11 protein-coding genes and 1 CRISPR repeat array are annotated in these 16,790 nt (G+C 53.2%); of the genes, 1 reads left to right on the top strand and 10 read right to left on the bottom strand.

What is annotated here, in order from left to right:
• Positions 1 to 5 precede the first annotated feature (5 nt).
• The 5 genes from ACNO8S_RS16545 to ACNO8S_RS16525 form a co-directional block, all read right to left on the bottom strand.
• A complete protein-coding gene (locus ACNO8S_RS16545; RefSeq protein WP_420182815.1) occupies positions 6 to 3,554 on the bottom strand; it encodes a UvrD-helicase domain-containing protein in 3,549 nt (1,182 codons plus the stop codon).
• A gap of 241 nt (positions 3,555 to 3,795) precedes the next feature.
• The gene (locus ACNO8S_RS16540; protein ID WP_420182814.1) at positions 3,796 to 5,982 is read right to left on the bottom strand and encodes a DEAD/DEAH box helicase; all 2,187 of its coding nucleotides are present in this window, start codon (positions 5,980 to 5,982) and stop codon (positions 3,796 to 3,798) included.
• A 237-nt stretch (positions 5,983 to 6,219) separates the two neighbouring features.
• Positions 6,220 to 7,521: a tyrosine-type recombinase/integrase gene (locus ACNO8S_RS16535; protein WP_420182813.1), complete on the bottom strand. Its 1,302-nt coding sequence runs from the start codon at positions 7,519 to 7,521 to the stop codon at positions 6,220 to 6,222.
• 208 nt (positions 7,522 to 7,729) lie between these two features.
• Positions 7,730 to 8,110 carry a hypothetical protein gene (locus ACNO8S_RS16530; protein WP_420182812.1) on the bottom strand — a complete coding sequence of 127 codons (381 nt, stop codon included), beginning with the start codon at positions 8,108 to 8,110 and terminating at the stop codon, positions 7,730 to 7,732.
• Complete coding sequence (locus ACNO8S_RS16525) at positions 8,110 to 8,991, bottom strand: ParA family protein (RefSeq protein WP_420182811.1); 882 nt, start codon at positions 8,989 to 8,991, stop codon at positions 8,110 to 8,112. Before ACNO8S_RS16525 ends, ACNO8S_RS16530 begins: the two co-directional genes overlap by 1 nt.
• Positions 8,992 to 9,163: 172 nt before the next feature.
• On the opposite strand from ACNO8S_RS16525, the gene ACNO8S_RS16520 reads away from it, so the two are divergent.
• Complete coding sequence (locus tag ACNO8S_RS16520; protein ID WP_420182810.1) at positions 9,164 to 9,529, top strand: hypothetical protein; 366 nt, start codon at positions 9,164 to 9,166, stop codon at positions 9,527 to 9,529.
• Between the two features lie 233 nt (positions 9,530 to 9,762).
• A CRISPR array of direct repeats spans positions 9,763 to 11,900; the repeat unit is 37 nt; unit sequence GTTTCAATCCCGTGCTGGGTTTTCTGGGCGTCGCAAC.
• 115 nt (positions 11,901 to 12,015) lie between these two features.
• Here the strand turns inward: ACNO8S_RS16520 and cas2 are convergent.
• The 5 genes from cas2 to cas5d are packed head-to-tail and all read right to left on the bottom strand — an operon-like array spanning position 12,016 to position 16,786.
• Entirely contained in the window at positions 12,016 to 12,288 is a 273-nt protein-coding gene (gene cas2 / locus ACNO8S_RS16515; protein WP_420182809.1) for a CRISPR-associated endonuclease Cas2, read from the bottom strand.
• A gap of 2 nt (positions 12,289 to 12,290) precedes the next feature.
• Positions 12,291 to 13,286 (bottom strand): CRISPR-associated endonuclease Cas1, encoded by a 996-nt coding sequence (cas1, locus tag ACNO8S_RS16510; RefSeq protein WP_420182808.1) that lies wholly within the window; start codon positions 13,284 to 13,286, stop codon positions 12,291 to 12,293.
• A complete protein-coding gene (cas4, locus tag ACNO8S_RS16505; protein WP_420182807.1) occupies positions 13,283 to 13,897 on the bottom strand; it encodes a CRISPR-associated protein Cas4 in 615 nt (204 codons plus the stop codon). Before cas4 ends, cas1 begins: the two co-directional genes overlap by 4 nt.
• Complete coding sequence (cas3, locus tag ACNO8S_RS16500; RefSeq protein ID WP_420182806.1) at positions 13,897 to 16,050, bottom strand: type I-D CRISPR-associated helicase Cas3'; 2,154 nt, start codon at positions 16,048 to 16,050, stop codon at positions 13,897 to 13,899. Before cas3 ends, cas4 begins: the two co-directional genes overlap by 1 nt.
• On the bottom strand, positions 16,043 to 16,786 hold the full coding sequence (gene cas5d, locus ACNO8S_RS16495; protein WP_420182805.1) for a type I-D CRISPR-associated protein Cas5/Csc1: 744 nt from the start codon (positions 16,784 to 16,786) through the stop codon (positions 16,043 to 16,045). Before cas5d ends, cas3 begins: the two co-directional genes overlap by 8 nt.
• Positions 16,787 to 16,790: the final 4 nt, after the last annotated feature.

Here is a 16,790-nt window from a genome sequence, read left to right as displayed (position 1 = left end):
ATCGATCAGTTGCCCTTCGGGGCTGCAGGATCAAGAATCACAGCCGTTTCGGTATCAATTTGTAACTGTGGCTGTCCGTCGTACTCACCAATCTTTACATCCTCAAGCCGATACTGCTTGCCCTTGTCAAGGAGTGGTTGGTTGACCGCATCGTCAGTAATTGCAAATTTGAGTGAGTAATCACTCTCTGTTATTATTTCTCCGATCTGTCGGGTCTCCCAATATGGTTCTGCTTCGCGTTCATCCTCAACGGTAACGGTAACTGTTGAACGGTCGGTTTCACAGTCGACGCCCGTCGGGTGAGCGTTGATATGTTCCTTGATTTCACTCAAAAATGGCGACTGCTCCGTGGCTCGGGACTGAATGTCCAACTGCTCTTCGGCACGTGTAAGTGCGACATAGAACAGCCGACGTTCCTCGTCGAGATGTGAGCCAGTATCAATTTCAACAAGATTCGTCAGATTTCGATCCCCCTCAGTTGGTGGAAAGCCATCATTCAGGCCATTAGCTGCATTAGCAATGATGACGTGCTCAGCTTCTTTCCCTTTTGACTGGTGAGCAGTGGTTACTTCGACACCGTTTGGCCCACCAACAGGGATATCACGGTCTTGGAGCTTTGCTGAAATATCTCGGATGAACGGCGATCCTTCTTGATTACGGGCCAGAATCATAACGTCACCGGGCTCGCGGTCAGGAACACCACGGAGTGACTCTGTGACAAGCCGGACAATCTTTGTGATTGCATTTCGCCTGTATTGGAAGTCATCTGTGCCCGGAACAAGATGAACTCGTGGCGTCGTTTTTAAAGACTTGTTTGCGGTCACTGTTTTCGACGTTTTGGCCTCATTGTTCCGAATAAGCGCATTACCGGCTTGGACAACACTCGGCGGGCAGCGGTAGTTCGTTTCAAGTCTAGTTTCGGTGGCTGGCGGGAAGTGATCTTTAAAATCTATGAAGTAGTCCGGTCGTGCTCCTTTAAACCCATAGATACTCTGCCAATCATCGCCGACGGCGAACAGTCGGGCGTCATCGTGGCGGGTGAGTAAAGCTTGAATGAACTCAATCTGGACGAGATTCAGGTCTTGAAATTCGTCGACCATAACGTGTTCAAAGCTTGCCATTCCACCGGTGTCACCACGTTTGATTGCCTGTGTCGCTTTGACGATCATGTCGACAAAATCATACGCATTGTAGGCGGCGTAGCGTTTGTCGTACAGCTCTAACACGCGCGTTGCTGCATGGCTGAAGTGATAGAGTTCCGGGTCGTCTGTTTCATTGAGTGTGCCGAGATGCTCAGCTGGATTACGTTGATTTGTTTTTGCCTTCTTGACAAACTCAGCGAAGTGAGACTCGATATCCCGCCAGAGGATATTGTGTTCATACGCCGTGTCTCGAAGGTCCGTTCCACGGAGTGGCGACTCAATCGCGACGCCGGCCGCCTGCAATTGGTCAGCGATGTAGTCAGGGGCGCGATCAGGCCCAATGCGGTCTCCATCAACCACGAGTAGTGTCTTGTCAGTCCCATCGTAGATGGCATCTAATTCGGTAGCTGTCGGCTTTTTTTCGTACCAACGCTTTCGGCGGTTGGTTGCCTCAGATGGTAGATACTCGATATACACATCCAGTTCTGGTAACGTAAAGTCGGGAACATACGCCTCAGCGTCAGGATTTTCAGCCCAAGCTGCGTATTGTCGGTATCGGTACGTAAACTGGTGCTTGAACAACCAGTCAGCAATTGCTGTGTGAGCGGCCTGCTCCTCATCAAATCGAGACGTCACTTCTTCGCCACGCAGTGTTGTATCAGACTTGTATCGGAGCGAATCAACGAAGTCTTGACGCTTGTGGTCGTCGTCCTCAAGATTCTCGTCTTTGTAGTAATCCACGAACTGTTCGTAGTGCTGCTGGAATTCTCCACTACTGGCTCGGAGTTCACGAATGAGTCGCCCCACTTCACGGAGTCGGCTCTGGTCTTCAATTTGGACGAGCGTAGGATCAACCTCATTGAGAACTCGGTTTCCAAAAGAGTGGAGCGTTGCTGTCTCGACGCCCGTAATATCGAACATCTCCTCCAATCTCTCGGCCATTTCGTCGGCTGCTTTCCGTGTGAACGTCAGCGTCAGGATATCGTCCTCAGAGATACCCTCCTCAACAAGGTACTTGACACGACAAGAGAGCGAGAACGTCTTCCCGGTGCCTGCACCAGCGATAACTTGGTTATGAATATCATTTCGGTATACGGCTAATTCTTGTTCCTCATTGAGTGCAAGGTCATCATCTCCGAAACCGCTGAATAATTGCTCGTACTCATTCCGCTTGCGCTCAACGAACCGCTGGTTATACTGGCTGATTTCGCGTTGAAGATCGTCAAGCCGTGTCTCGATGTCATGCAGCTGCTGTTGATCCGGTTGCGCCAAACGGCCGAATTCAATTTCGGCGGTGAGGTCTTTGAGTTGCTCCGCCACTTGACCCACCTCCTGCGTAAGTGAGTGCTCTTCTGGAGTCGTCAAATAGGAGTCCCGGTGGTCTGCGTGCTTAACTTTAGTATTCAAACCCTCAACATGAGTCAACAGCGTCTCAATCTCTGTGTCGAATGTGTGTTTCGTAGTAATAAATTCGCGGTGTCTCTGGAGCCGAGTCCGAAGGTCAGCCAATAGCTCTTGACGATTGGGGGTCAGTTCTTCTTTGGCCCGGGGGGTCTCAAGCGTGCTTATAGATTGATGTGCTTGATCAACCTCACTGCAATAGCTGTCGGCCGATTGTGGTAGCGGATCGCCCTGCGTTTGTGAGTCCTGTAGTTCATCATCCAGTTTCTCGGCAAGGGCGGTTGCACTCGCAGCAACTGTTTGATACTGGTCATCAACAACCTGTTCATTGTATCTGCTGAACTGTTTTCGAAGGGATACAAGATGATCGGCGGTTTGCTCAAGTGTTTGGAGGTCCGCTGTCGTGAGTGGTGTATCAGTAAAGTCTGATTCAAGTGTTTCGAGCCAGTTTTGAATTTCGTTAGACCGATCCCGAAACCCGGATTCCTGCTCAATAGATAGGAGCGACTCACCATCGCAAGCCGTTCGAATATCATCTGCTAACTCATCAAGACTTGTTTGGATCTCAGCAATGGCACCATCGAACTCCCTCTTCGTGTTGAGATAGGCGGCGAGCTTATCTAATTCCTCCGTGAGGTCCTCAATCGTCGATTGCTCTGCCGCTGTGAGGAACTGAGTGTGTTCCTGTGCCAACCCTACCAGCTCAGCACGAGTATCGTTTATTTTTGGGACTGTATCTATAGCAGTCTGTGGAAGCTGATCTCCGCGCCGTCGGGGCCCGTGGAGTTGGTCATCAAGTTCAGCCATGAGTGTGCGGGCATCTGTTTTGAGAGTCTGAAATTTGTCTTCAGCTGTGGTCCGTCGACTGTCTGCTTGGTCGATTTTATTTACAACGTCACCGTAGAAGGCATTCTTAAGTGGCCCCGGAAGAAGTGAAAAGAGATTGCTATTTCGTTTCTCTTCGAGTATACGATTGTATTCGTCCCAAGTAGAAGCTTGTTCTAAGTCCATAACTAGTTTACAAATATTCTTGAGTAAGGCTGTTTAGTGTTTGGCCAATTTGTATACCCTCTATCTATAGTTGCGGTCCGCGAACTACACATATTAAGCGTTGTGTTTAATTGCCTACATTCACCGTTCAAAAGTGAGCTCGTGTGAATTATCCAATCTCGCTGGACTCTACTCCAGAGACAGTTCCGTGATATCCTCTCTGATAGTCTACTTCGGCACATTGTATGGGTTAGTTGAGTCGTTAGAACTGATCGATACGCGCGTTCTCCATGCCTTCCGTATCCGCTTCCAGTTCGTTGTCGACTGCTCCACTATCCGGTACTGAAAAAGACAACGTTGGCTCCGGCTGTTGTATCGCTTTAAATACGGAATTAATTTCGCTGTGAATTGCTGTATCGGGTGAAGTTCCAGTTAGAGAACACCAAGCTCGGGAACGCGTTAGACCCACAAATAACTCATTCCGCCGTTGCAAGACACTTCCTCGCCATGTTTCTTCGGTAACTGAATCAACCCCAAGGAGATACACTGAGGCTGCTTCATTGCCTTTCGCTCGGTTAATTCCTGAGACGGTTACCTCTCCAGGGACATCAAATACCTTCTTATCACCCTCCCAAACTGAGTTTACGATAATATCAGCATCCGCTAGCTCATCGCGGAGTTCAGTGGCCACATACTCCCGATTTTTCTCGCCTTGGCGTTTTTTTCCTGCTAGCGGAATTACCAGCAGTTGCTCTGGATCTAAGCCCTGTTCGAAGATGTCCAGACGTATCTGTTCAGCGACCCACTCAATTTCGTCGAGTTTTGAGGAGAAGGAGTGGTGCGTCAGCAGATCCGACGGCGAAACTGTATCTTGAAGTGGGTGTGGAGAATTTGATTTCGGTCGTGTTAACACTGCTTTACTCCCGGACTTACGGAAGTCCGCATCAATTTCATAACCCAGATTTTCCCACCCATCCTGCCGGGTGATTGTCTGGACTGGACCCTCATCTCGTTTTAGCCCCATACCCAAAGCATGTGCAGCCATCAGCAAAGATCGAGGCGCGCGATACGATCGGCGCATGATATGTGTCTTCTGTGGCCCGTTCTTGTAGGTTCCACTCAAATCCAACACTGGATCTCCGTTCTCATCAGTCCCAAATACATTTGTTGGGCTGGGTGCTTTGAGACTCCCCAGATCTTGGGCCTCATCGTATGCCCAAATTAGCCGGTTCGCGTCAGTGAGTGCCTCTCGACATAGATTGAGGAATTCTGGACCAAAGTCTTGAGCCTCATCGACTAAGATTGCATCCCAACGACTTGGTACCATTCCAGTTTCCCGAAGTTCAGCAGCTACGGCTTCCTGATAATCATCAGCATCGGGGAACGCATCTTTTGCCTCAGGATACGTCCGAGCTGGTACATCATCAATTTCATTGGCCAGCCGATAGTAGATTCCTTCACCTGTTCTGTTGCCACCCCACGCATGGATTATATCAATCGTTGCCGCTGCCTCGTCAAGCGATTGTCCACTAAACTGTTGATAGAACCGCTCAACTAGTTCGGTCAGTTGATTATAGAGACTCTGTGTGCTGAATGTCAGGGCAATCCGGATGTCTTCTTGTTTAGTTTCAGTCCAGTCTGCGGGGTCGCTAATCATCCGTGCTGCCTTCATTGCGACTAGTACCGTCTTCCCGGAACCAGCAATACCCCGTATTTGCTGAGGGCCGTCAGGGATTTGCATCCCAATCTCCTGCTGATTCTGGTCGAATCCGCGGATACCGGTCGTGACTTGATCATAGTACTCGCCTTTGATTTCGGGATCCTCGGTCGGTGTCCCATGGACACCACTAATGGCCTGCCCACAACTGAGCACATCCCGAGCCGCTTCGTACTGGCTCTGGGTGAGTGGCTCAGAAGCCGGGAGTGAGCCAATTCGATTACGGAGTGTTACTGGTCCTAATTCATCACCAGTGATGACACGTGGTGAAGCTGGTCCTGTGAAACCACGAGACTCCCACTCGTTACGGTCGATATTGGGTAGTATTACGATCGGTGACATCGAGACCGCACAGTTGCCACCTGATCGGAGTTCAGGCTCTCGCTGGAAAAACGACATAAGATGAAATCCTTGCTGGCGGGCCTGTTCCAGTGGACTTGCTGTCCGCTGCGTCATGTTTCGGAGTTTCCACGTGTCACTCTCGATCTGTTCGATATTTTCGATCGAGTAAGCTTTGCATTCAAGTATTACTAATCCCAGATCCTTGTGCAGAAGAACAAAATCGGGTTTGTGATCGAATCGATTGCCACCCTTCTCAATAATCGGATACTGATGATAGAGTATTCCTTCCTCATCAGTCCCAAAACATCGTTTGAGCCGGTTCCAAACCGTTAGTTCTGCTTCACCGCCGCTATCAGATTCCGAAACTGACGATGCAGATATATAATCCACAAATGAAAATATTACTGGGGTCCAATAAATAACTTACCAGAAATGATACCACTAATACATATAAAAACACCAAACGATGAGGGCTCAGTTTCTACTGTTCTCAAAGTTGAAAAGTCGGCAGGCGGTTATTATGTGAGCAGCATACCATCTCTCCGTGTGCATCCGAAAGAATACGTTAAGCAGGATATTGTGGAACACAGAGAAATCTACGATCGCCTCGCCGAAGTCTGATGGGTTTCAGCGATTAGTGCCAAATGCCGTACTCAGCTTCTCTCGCATGAACTCTCGCCGGAGTTCTCGCTTTCGCTCGTCGGTCAAGTAGTCCTCGAAGACTACTTTCGCACTCGCACTGCCCTGCTCATCAGCAATGTCCTGAACGTGTTCCAGCAGGTCCTGCGTCGTCTGTGAGTAGGCGTCGTACCAGAAACGCCGGCCCATGTGTGGCTTCCGGGCGACACCGTCGATCTCCTCGGGCACGCCGGCCCTGTCGGCGAGGTCGCGGAACCAACCCGCGATCGTCGTGCCGTCGACGTGACCGGTTTTCGAGCGCTCCGAGGGGAACAGATAGCCATCGACGCGGGAGAGGTGCCGGCGAGCGATGTCTTCGCCGTAGACAATCGCGACGGTGCCCGGTCCGTTCTTTCGCTCGTCGAACTGGATGTGCGGGTCGTCGGCGTCGAGGTGCAGCTGGTCCTGGTGCAGCGCCGCGACCTCGCCGGCCCGGAGGCCCCACCCCGCGAGTGCGACAACGAGCATCCGGTCGCGGCTGGTGATGGCGGCGTCGAACATCGCCCGGACGTGCTCGGCGTCGAGGGCGACAGGGTCGGTGTCCGAGGAGCGGGACCACGAGAACCAGTCCTCCGCGCCGTTGGTGGGGTTGACTGTCGCCACACGCCGTTCGACGAGCCAGCCATACCACGTTCGGATTGCATCGTGGACACGCGCGATGGTGGACTCAGCGAACTCTCCGGACATGTAGGCGAAGGTCTCCCGGCAGCGGTCGACGGCTTCGGTTTCCGTGATGTCACTGTCGGCGTCGACGGGCGAGAGGAGATCGTCGGTGCCGTGGCGCTCTCGGTAGGAGCGAGCGTAGCGGGCGAGCCGGTAGCGGATAGTCTCGCGGGTGCTGTCGGTCCAGTCATCCGCCGCCGCTTGCTTGGCGTCGAGATACTCCTGAAAGGACTCGCGGGTCTCGTCGTGCTCGATATCCCAGTCGTAGCCGCTGGTTTCGGTGTTGTACCCGAGTGTGTCTTCCCAGAACGTGGCAAAGGTCGTGTCGTGGTACTCTTTCAGCGCGTACGTCAGCCCGCGGAAGCCGTTGTTCGAGAGCCACTCGTAGGATGGGCGGTCAGTCTCGGGGTCGAAGTCGTCGCGACGGAGCGCCGGAACGACCACGGCTTCGTACGCATCGGCGAGCTGGGCCTCGGTGAGTAGCGTCCAGGGCACGTCGTCGGCGGAGTGCCACGGCTTCGTCCGCTCAATCCCGGGGGAGGCGTCGTGCTTTCCCGGTTCTGAATCTGAATCAGCCGATTTCGGCATACAGAGCTAAATACATTGAATCCTGATAATTCTGTTGCCACAGCAGACCCAAGCCAGACTTATGCTTCTACGGTGGCTCAGCAAATATTGCTTTAAACTTTGTATCGCTATACAGAACCCGCATGGATTCTTTCTGACAGTAACCGGCTCTAGACAGCGCAAGACAATCGAAAATGAGCAGTACGCAATTCGCGTTGGTGGCCGACGCTTACTCTTTGCGCCCGTCCTTGACGAGTTCAGCGAGCCGTTCGGGCTGTTCCATCGCAAGTTTGAGCAGCGCTTCGTGATACTCACGCTTCGGGATGTCACGCAGGCCCGCGTCGCGGAGTTCTCGCTTCACCTCGAAGTCGAGTGTGTCCTCGAAGTCGTCCCACGTCTCCGAGCGCGGGTAGATGGCCTCTTGCGAGGCGTCGTCGTACGGGAACGCCGGGTGCTGCTTCCAATCGTCAGAGGTCTCGGTAGCCTGTGCTTCCGATCGGTGGTTAGTCTGTGTTGTCTCTGGCATGGATTTGGATTCCGTCTCGGTCACGTCGTCACTCTCGTCGGCGTCCTGCTCGGCCGCAGCGTCTTCGAGATCGTCGAAGCCCATCAACGGCTCACCTCCCCGGTTTCGACAATCTGTGCGAGCTCGTCGTAGCACTGGAGTTGGTCACACTCGGAGTCGTAGTCCCGCAGCGGCACGCCCTCGTCGTTGGCGTTGTCGATGGCCGCCCGATGCCGGATACCGGGTAGTTCGTGGTCGTACGAGCCGTTATCGACAGCGTCCCAGTCCTCCGGCGAGAGATACGCGTAGTTCGGGACGTGCTTCGCGACGGCCTCACGGGTCGTCATTTCGCGCAGTAGCCGGCGGTCGCGCGTGTCCTGGTCGATGCGGTCGCTCAGGTCCGTGGGCGTGACCGCGAGAATATCGAGGTCGAAGTACTCCCGGGCTTCCATGACGAGACGCTGCACGGTGTTCGTCAGCCCCGTCTCGTAGCCGTTCTCCGGCCGCAGCGGGATGATGATGTTGCCCGTCGCGTACATCGCGTTGTCGTTGAGTTTGCCACGATTCGCCGGACAGTCGATGACGATGTAGTCGTACGTCTCCCCGAGAAGTTCGCCAACGAGTTCTTCCTTTAGTCGGGTCGTCCCCATCGTCGCTTCCTTGAGCCCCGACTGGACGTCTTCCAAGTCGACGTGCGCGGGGAAGAGGTCGAGCCCGTCGCTGACGTTCGTGATGTAGTCATGCGGGTCCGCGCCGTCGAGGAGGACATCCGCAGCGTGGTTGGTCCCCCAACGGTCACCACGATACGCGTCGTCGTGGCCCAGAATGAGCGTCATGTGGCCGTTGTCGTCGAGATCGACCAGTAACGCGCGCTCGTTTCGGTGTGCGAGTTCCCGCCCGAGGTTGATTGCTGTCGTTGTCTTGCCAAAGCCGCCTTTGAGAACGCCCACGCTGACTGCGCGTGGCGTCGCTTCATTGTCTCTCATAGGTGACTCATCTACCTTAGGTAACTTAGCCATTGTGCCTTAGCCACCTAAGGTAGCTTAGTTAGGTTACGTAGTTAGTGTGGAAACAGTGTAGGATGCGAACACATCGATGGTGGGGTGTTTCGAGCTAACCAACACAAACCCTAATATTCCGGCTTTTGTTGGTTAGCATATGAGCGACAAAGAATACGTTCAACATGCGCTGTCAGCGCTGGAGCACATCAACGTCGAGGGGCTCGGCCAGGACGCTCACGATGCGCATGAGGACGCCATCGCCGCCGTCGACGAGCTGGCCGCGCTGCTAGAGAGCGATGACGGGGTCGAGGACCAGAACGGCGTGGACACGCCCGAGGGATGGGCCGACAACGAGGACGACTGGGACGAGAAGGTAGCCGACGCCTACGAGCAGGCCGAAATACCACGCTCGAAGGGCACGGTGACGGTGAAGAGTATCGACGATCGCGAGTACTACTACTTGCAATGGCGCGAGGGTGACAAGGTCAGGAGTCAGTATGTCGCGCCGGTCAGGCCGGCGTAGGGCGTTTTGCTCCGGAAACAGTGGTGTGGGAACAGTCAAACAATCGTTGTGGGTCTAACTTGCTGTTGATGCGGAAGTTGTAATATCACTCTTACGGTGGAGTCTATGCTGTCGTGGCACCGATATAGAGGGAGTCACCTCCAGTGGATACTTACGCTGTTTCAATCCCGCAGTTGGTTTCTGATCCGTCGTGACGTCGGTCAGACGTGTCGGCGATCAACATGTCCGCGATGATTTCAATCCCGTGCTGGGTTTTCTGGGCGTCGCAACGGCCCGAAGCCCCGATACTCGTCAGCAGCCAGTTCGGTTTCAATCCCGTGCTGGGTTTTCTGGGCGTCGCAACTTGAAGATGATGTCACGGACGGCGTCGTGGGTATCGTTTCAATCCCGTGCTGGGTTTTCTGGGCGTCGCAACCGTCGGGAACAGACTAATGACGATAGCCAACAGCTTGTTTCAATCCCGTGCTGGGTTTTCTGGGCGTCGCAACGGGCGAGAGGCAATTTTTCCATAGCGACGCTGGGTTGTTTCAATCCCGTGCTGGGTTTTCTGGGCGTCGCAACCCGAGCCGTTGGCTGCGTGTGCATTGTTGGCGTCTAGTTTCAATCCCGTGCTGGGTTTTCTGGGCGTCGCAACTGAATAATCCACCGGACGCGAGTGCCCCGGAACTTGTTTCAATCCCGTGCTGGGTTTTCTGGGCGTCGCAACGACATCAAAATCGACCCGGACGACATGAAAGAAGCGTTTCAATCCCGTGCTGGGTTTTCTGGGCGTCGCAACCGTCTGACGAACTGCTGGTAGACTGCTGTTGGCTGCGTTTCAATCCCGTGCTGGGTTTTCTGGGCGTCGCAACATACATGCGCAATGACCTAATCAGTCAACTGCTGAACCGTTTCAATCCCGTGCTGGGTTTTCTGGGCGTCGCAACACCGGTGCCGCCACACATCTCCTCGGCGACGGCCTTGTTTCAATCCCGTGCTGGGTTTTCTGGGCGTCGCAACTGGTTTGATTCCTACCAGTACCAAAGCGTGCTGCATAGTTTCAATCCCGTGCTGGGTTTTCTGGGCGTCGCAACACGACCAGCAACGTGCCCAGCCAGCGGTATGACCGGTTTCAATCCCGTGCTGGGTTTTCTGGGCGTCGCAACCGTACTGGCGGTTTGCCTGATACGCCCGCGTACTCGTTTCAATCCCGTGCTGGGTTTTCTGGGCGTCGCAACATGATGGGGGCTATTTGGAGTACACAGACACGAATTGTTTCAATCCCGTGCTGGGTTTTCTGGGCGTCGCAACCGCTGCAAGACCGACCATCGACACTGCCACCGAGTTTCAATCCCGTGCTGGGTTTTCTGGGCGTCGCAACGCCACGCAGAGGACTCGCCTGTCCGGTCGCTGTTCTGTTTCAATCCCGTGCTGGGTTTTCTGGGCGTCGCAACACTGCGGTGACTATCCTGACCGGCAAGTAATCGAGTTTCAATCCCGTGCTGGGTTTTCTGGGCGTCGCAACGTCTGAAAACCTAGTCGATGGGTATTGGTATGTCAGTTTCAATCCCGTGCTGGGTTTTCTGGGCGTCGCAACCTCATCTCGCGGATAGCGGTCGCATTGAGCGCGACCTGTTTCAATCCCGTGCTGGGTTTTCTGGGCGTCGCAACATTTTGGCCACATTGGCAGTGGATCCAGCAGAGAGTTTCAATCCCGTGCTGGGTTTTCTGGGCGTCGCAACGGTACTGGTCCTGTACGCGACTGGGTCATTCTGATGGGTTTCAATCCCGTGCTGGGTTTTCTGGGCGTCGCAACAGCCGTCGTTTGTCGAGATTGCACTACCGTTGAACGTGTTTCAATCCCGTGCTGGGTTTTCTGGGCGTCGCAACGGCCTCCACGTCGAGGATTTCTTGTTCGATTTGTTTCAATCCCGTGCTGGGTTTTCTGGGCGTCGCAACCATGACCGTACAGGGCCGTTCTCAGGATACCACCCAGTTTCAATCCCGTGCTGGGTTTTCTGGGCGTCGCAACCACATCAATATCACCCGTCACAAGCCACACGAACACGTTTCAATCCCGTGCTGGGTTTTCTGGGCGTCGCAACACTGCGTCAACACCTCTACCGGCGGGAAGGATATGTTTCAATCCCGTGCTGGGTTTTCTGGGCGTCGCAACAAACCCGAGGGCCACGACAAGTGGACGCTGTGGGAGTTTCAATCCCGTGCTGGGTTTTCTGGGCGTCGCAACTCGACGAGCGTCATCAGCATCTAATTGTCTTTTTTGTTTCAATCCCGTGCTGGGTTTTCTGGGCGTCGCAACGTCGTCCCACCCTTCCAGTTCGCCGGCGAGTGTTTGTTTCAATCCCGTGCTGGGTTTTCTGGGCGTCGCAACAGGGGGTGAAACTACGGCTATATAGCTCAAAAAGCTTTCTCAGCCCGCCAGATCGAGGCCCGATTACGTCGACCGGGGCTGTACACTGATTTAATAAAGGTCCACGTAGTTCAGTTCAGAGAACGTTGGACTGCTCATCGGGTGGGTCGGACCCTATATCGGTCGTGTTGTCCCGACAGGACTGACACAACCGATAAATCCGAATTCGGTCACCGTCAGTTGGCTCGATATTTGATTCCAGTTCGTCCTCAAGATCGACACGCTCAGCTTTGGTCACATCGACCTCAAACACGCTGTACTGTCGCCAAGCTCCATACCGTTGGAGCGTTCGATACACTTGCCGGCGGTTTGCATCGTCACTCACGTCGTAAGCAATTGCCAAGCGCATGATTATTTCGAGAAGGTCAAGGCGTGGTACTCATCCAATTCCTCGGTAATCGCCTTCCGCAATAAGATTGTTTGCTGCCGAACAGCCTTTCGCCGTGAGACTGTATATTCGAAGTACGGGTGGGTGAATTCCTCCTGCATGAACTCGTCGAACTTCGAGCAATAGGTTTTGAACGCATCGTCACCCAGATGATTATCCTGTGTGAATTCATCGTGCGTGATCACGCCCCGGTTTACCAGCCGTGACACGAAGGCGTCACAAAAAATCGGCCTAAACTCTTCTTGAAGATCCAGTGCCAGCGATGGTCGCCCATGTCGGTCAGCATGCAGGACGCCCAAGAAGGGATCGAGGTTATACTGCCGGAGTGCACTCAACACCTCATTTTTCATGAAAACGTATGTTAACGATAGGAGTGAGTTGATGTGGTCTTCAGGTGGTCGCTTTGTCCGTTTCTCGAAGGTCCATCCTTCGGTGAGTGTCTCGTTTAGGCGACTGAAGTACCGCTCACTGGCTTCACCCTCAACACCGCGCAGGTCGTCTTTGGTCGAGACCATCGTCGCACGCACACCGAGATCTTTCAGCACGTCCGTTCCGTGGACACCTTTCCGTGAGAGCAACGTTCTAGCATTGCGAATCTTTGCGGCGATCATCGATGCCGCAATAGCCAGTTCAGCAGTTTCGCTGAGAGCATACTGGGCTCGGCGAACCTCAGCAATAGTATTCCGTTCCGGAACGAAACTACCACGATACTTGCCATTCTCAGTGAAGTAGTTGAGAATGATCCCGTGTTCATTCGCCTCCGCGACAAATGGTGTCGAGAAGTTCACCCCGCCGAAGACGTTGATCGTTTCAAGTTTCTCCGTGGGAAAGGTGGCAAGTTCGCCCTCATCCCCATCGACATCCCAGACAACAATTCTCCCACCATCAGTTCGGACTTGAGTGCCCTGTTTAGTGACATAGACAACCGACTCATCAAACATCCCCTCGGTTGCTTTCATACTTTATCCTCCCAGCCGGAACCGCGGGCTTTCTCTGGTTCGAGCATGGCTGTCTCCTCAGGCATACAGTACTCCCGAGCGGAGCAAGCCTCGCATTTCGAAGGGGTGTCGGTGAGTGGAGGTATCTCGTCAACGGACATAGTCTGGATTCTCTCGACGATTTGGTTGACTGCTTGACGATGATCCTCTGTAATCCGAACCGAGTGTCGCTGGTCTGTAGAATATAGATAAATGTATCCGAAATTAACAGGCTCACCGATTGCTTTGGATAACAACATGCAGTAACCGGCTAACTGAATTTCATCGTTGGTGTAGTACCCGCCACTTTCAGCTCGCTTGCGCTCAATTGGTGTTAGGACCCCGTCTCCGGATTCGATAATGTCGATTTTGCCATGAAGACCGAGTGAGGTATCACATAAATATCGTTCGTTGATCCAGTTACCCCGGTGAGCAGCATTCTCGTGTTTACTCCGACCATCAACTAGTTCGTAGGGAGTCCCGATTTCGTCTTGATACCGCTGGTAGTAGAATCGTCGTGAACAGTAGAGGTACTCATTCAGCGCACTCACATGAACCAGGTCGTCATGATCTGCAACAGAACTTGCTGACATCACAACTCACCCAGTTCAATATCGAGTCCATCATCGTCTTGCTGATCCTGTACTCGACAGTACAAATAGAGTGCATCGTGGCTGAACGCGATTGCAGCCGTATCTCCTTCTGGGTGAAGGAGTGGATAAACGAATCCGAACTCACCAATGGAGTATTGTTTCGAGACTTCGCTGACGTGGCCTTCAATTGGATAACAGAGGATTTCGGTTTCACTAAGGTTGATTTTCAACTGATCTAGCCCATCGATATCTGGGGAGGTTTCGACTTCTAATCCGGTACACACTTTTGGTTTCCGAGTCTGCCGTTGTCCCCCACTCAACAGTGAGTACAGTTCACCAGTTGGTTTGAAGCAGAGGTCACGTCCAGTGTACCCTTCATCGCCTTCGGCTCCATCGCCGTCGTAAGTTCCGTAATAAATGCAGTATCCAATGCTGTAGCGTTCTACTCGCGATACGTCGTCTTCGAGATGACCGGGGATATGTGTAAAAAAGTCATCCCGCTCCAATAACCGGATGTCGCCGTGTCGTAGTAGATATGTCAGATTATAATTCTGGACGGCCTGTTGGTCTGGATCATAGACTGATAGTTGGAGGCTGTTGCCGCGGTACATTTGCAACGCATCGAGAATCTTTGTTTGTACCGCGTCATGGCATCGTTCCACATCTTGTTTCGAGAACACGGTACCATGCGGTCGGCAAAAGTGCCGTTCGATTCGTTTCCAGCCCTCTTTTCGGATCAGGCCGGCTTCGTCCGATGGTGCGTTTTCTACACGTTGTTCAACGTGATGGTACGCCTCGACGGCCGAATACCGCCAGTCAAACGACTTCGGTGTGGAATTATCGACGTAGTGTTGTTCAACCAACTCCTCGAAGCGATCTCGACCGATCCACTCGTTGCCGAAGTCATCAATCTCCGGCTGAAGTTGTTTATATACGTAGGGTGGGAGGTACGCGTAGGCACTTGATGTCTCTTCACGTGTTCGGAGTCGGCCGAGTCGCTGGAAGAACGTTGCGGCGCTGTGTGCCGAGAACAGCACCTGATCAGTATCGAAATCGACGCCAACTTCGACTGCCGCATTGCTGACAAGCGTGTCAAATCGGTCGAGTTTATCAGCAATATCTCCACGATGAAATCCGTCGATTCGTTCGACAACACCGAGTTCAGAATCCTGCAGCAACCGATATATTTGATCAACTTCGTGGATGCCATCCAGCATCAAAACCGTTCGTCCTCGTAAGAGGCGGTCGATGGTTTCCTCCCGTTCCTCAGCTAAGCGTGTCGCAGTCTGAAAGGTCGCTGCTGGCTCCAACTGGAGTTCGAGTGGTGGCAGTACTGGACGGTACTCGGTCGGTAGTTGGCCAGGTGCAAATGCGATAACTGGCTTGTCGTCCGCTGCCATTGCTGGATGTGGCGTCTCACGCCATCCAAAATCCGTGAGCGGATAGTAGGGCGCAGAGACGGCTTCATCGAACCGTTCGGCTAGCTCCTCGTCAGGAGTCGCACTGAGGAACACGAGGTATGACAGCCGACATATTTCTGTGTCGGCATCCTGCATTTCATCCAATAAAAACAAGAGTGTATTCTGTTCTTTTCGTGTCGCTCGATGGAACTCATCGACCACAGCGACTTCGAAGAGATTGATCCCATCAATTCGCTTGTGGTATATTTCTCGACGTAGCAGGACGAATATGTCTGGGTTCGTGAGTAGAATTACTGTTTCTGGCCGCTGAAATGCATCTCGTAGGAGGTACGAAAGTAGCTCTCCATTCGATTCAGCAGCAGGATACTCTGTGGCGTACTCATCTTGGAGTGTGTCACTTGAGACTGCCAGTAAATGGACATCACCTCCACCGTCGATATCGTCCAGCTGTGACTCGATATTCGCCTGTTGATCTTCAATCAGTGCGTTCGTCGGGTACACTGCAACTGTGTCAAGACCCTCCGAAATCGTCGGTGCAAGCCACGAAAGTGTCTTCCCCGCACCAGTTGGTGCATCGTTCACGAAGACACCTGGAACACCTGTTGTCAGAGCGTCGTGGAGTGCCCACTGGTGGCGGTGGGGTGTGACACCATCAACTGGATACGAATCGCCAGGATATTCCTGCAATGCAAGTCCCTTCAGCCGAACAGTTGATGAAGATGAATCAGACATCGTCACGTTTCGTTGCAAGAAATTTGGCATCTGCCGGGTAGTACACGCGGTCAGTAGAATCAATCGGAGGTTCTATCGCGTAATGTTCAGTTTCGAACTCACCCTCGAACCAGAGCGGTGTGGGTTGCATCTGCCGCATCACGACGCCACCGAGTGGCTGTGCGCTATGATCGTAGATACTCAGCGGATGGCCTAGCGAGAACGTCCCCGACTTTCGCTCGGCATTGACGATACGATATCGAACGTGGCCTTTTCCACGTTTTTTACCGAGTCGGATATACGGTGGAAGCGTCTCTTTGACGGTCTCAGCTGTCCGGCCATACGGAAAGACGTAGAACCGGAAATGGTTGCCCGGGGCGAGCGCTCGTTCACGTTCGAACGTTGGAAGGTTCTGGCTGGCCTTTCCTGTTGGATCGTCGTCAGCAGGATAGTTCGGGGTCGCGTACGTATCCGCTCTTGCGTTTCGGTTGGTCGTGAGGTATTCCGTTCGGATCGAATCACTCTCGACTGCAACAGGTGTTGCAGGGGTCACGTACACTTCGTTGACGATATCCGCGGTATCCTCAATATAGGTTGGCTGGTGTGTAACATCAACGTAGTTGCCACCCGCCAGCCCGAGCGCATAGTGCAGTGCTGTGTTGAGGATATACGGATCGGTGTCGGCCATCCGACCAACTTCCCGAGATGCAAATCCGACTTTTCCGTGTGTTGTCAGCGTTGCTTCGAGTACCTTCATGTTC

The organism is Haloarcula sp. KBTZ06 (genome assembly GCF_048595605.1).
In the GTDB taxonomy this organism is placed as follows: Archaea; Halobacteriota; Halobacteria; order Halobacteriales; family Haloarculaceae; genus Haloarcula; species Haloarcula hispanica.
Note: the sequence above shows the minus strand (reverse complement) of the source record. Positions and strands in the feature narration are given on the sequence as shown.